Genomic DNA, 1,621 nt, shown 5'->3' with positions numbered 1-1,621 from the left:
AGATGAAGTTGTGCAGCAGGAACACGGCGAACGGAAGCGCGAAACAGGTGTGCGCGAACCACACCTGGGCGAACTTCTGCTCGTCGACCAGGTCCCACGCGGGCAGGATCTGCACGCCGGCGATCGTGACGCCGGTGGAGAAGAACCGCAGCAGCGGCACCAGGGCCATCTGCAGCGGCACGATCTGCAGTGCGAAGATGCCGATGTAGACCCAGTCCCGCCCCTTGAAGTTCATCCACGCCAGCGCGTACGCCGCGAGCGACGCGAACGCGAGCGGGAAGAGCACCGAGGGGATGGTGATCGCCAGCGAGTTGATGAAGTAGCTGGCCAGCTGCCCGGACGAGCCGGAGCTGAACAGCACCTCCTGGTAGTTCTCCAGCGTGATCTGCGGGTCGCTGAAGAACGTCCACCACCCGGTGGTCTTGATCTCGTTCTCCGGCCGGAGCGAGGAGATGAACAGGCCGAAGGTCGGGATCGTCCAGAGCATCGCGATCACGACCGACACGAGCGTGGCGGTACGGCTGTTCAGACGCTTGCGCACCCGGGCGCCCCGGGTGGCCGGTTCGGTGGCCTGGGCGCCGACTCCGACGGTGGGCGTGGTGGTGGTCATCTCAGCCCTCCCGCTGCTTGCGCAGGTTGCGGATCTGGTAGATCACGATCGGGATCACCAGGACGAACAGGAACACCGCCAGCGCCGAGCCCTGCCCGTTCTCCTGGTAGCGGAACGCCTGGTTGTACATCTCGGTCGCGATCACGTTCGTGTCGTAGTTGCCGTTGGTGGCGGTGCGGACGATGTCGAAGACCTTGAGCGTGGCGATGGAGATCGTCACCACCACGACGATCAGCGCCGGCCGGATGCTGGGAATGGTGATCCGCCAGAACATCTGCCAGGCGGTGGTGCCGTCGAGCCGGGCCGCCTCGACGATGTCGGCCGGGATGGCCTTGATCGCGGCGGAGAGCACCACCATGGCGAAACCGGCCTGGATCCACACCATGATCACGATGAGCAGGAACGTGTTCAGCGGCGAGTCCAGCAGCCACTGCTTCGGTTCTCCGCCGAGGCTCACCACGATCTGGTTGAGCAGGCCGATCTGGTCGCCCTCGCCCCGGTAGGCGTAGACGAAGCGCCAGATGATGGAGGCGCCGACGAACGAGATCGCCATCGGCAGGAAGATCAGGGACTTGGCGACCGCCTCGAACCGTGCCTTGTCCACCAGGACCGCGTAGATCAGGCCGAACGCGGTGGCCACCAGCGGCACCAGCAGCACCCAGATCAGCGTGTTGACCAGGACCCGGACGATCGAGTCCTCGGCGAACATCCAGCGGTAGTTGTCCAGTCCCACCCAGTTGCTGCTGCTGGAGTCCATGAAGGAGAGCAGCGTGGTGCGGATGGCCGGCACCACCAGTCCGACGGCGAGCAGCAGCAGCGTCGGCAACAGGAAGAAGAACGCGAACGCGCCCTCGCGCTGCTTGGGCCGGCGGGGCAGCGGCGTGCCGCTCACCGAGGCGGCGACCAGTTGCGCCTCCCGGCGCCGGGCGAAGTACGACGGCACCACGTCGAGGAGCAGGAGCAGCCCGCCCACCACCGCGACGAAGGCGATCAGCCCGTACATCAGCATGA

1 protein-coding gene and 1 pseudogene are annotated in these 1,621 nt (G+C 65.9%); both read right to left on the bottom strand.

Annotated elements, in window-relative coordinates:
• Positions 1–610, bottom strand: a pseudogene (locus KBX39_RS30715) (carbohydrate ABC transporter permease); the annotation flags it as partial.
• Between the two features lies 1 nt (position 611).
• On the bottom strand, positions 612–1,619 hold the full coding sequence (locus KBX39_RS30710; protein WP_210873895.1) for a carbohydrate ABC transporter permease: 1,008 nt from the start codon (positions 1,617–1,619) through the stop codon (positions 612–614).
• Positions 1,620–1,621: the final 2 nt, after the last annotated feature.

It is taken from the genome of Micromonospora sp. D75 (assembly GCF_018070405.1).
GTDB classification, from domain to species: domain Bacteria; phylum Actinomycetota; class Actinomycetes; order Mycobacteriales; family Micromonosporaceae; genus Micromonospora; species Micromonospora chalcea.
Note: the sequence above shows the minus strand (reverse complement) of the source record. Positions and strands in the feature narration are given on the sequence as shown.

Coding starts and splice junctions, on each gene's coding strand:
- KBX39_RS30710 (WP_210873895.1), bottom strand. CDS start 1,619: ATGCTGATGTACGGGCTGATCGCCTTCGTCGCGGTGGTGGGCGGGCTG.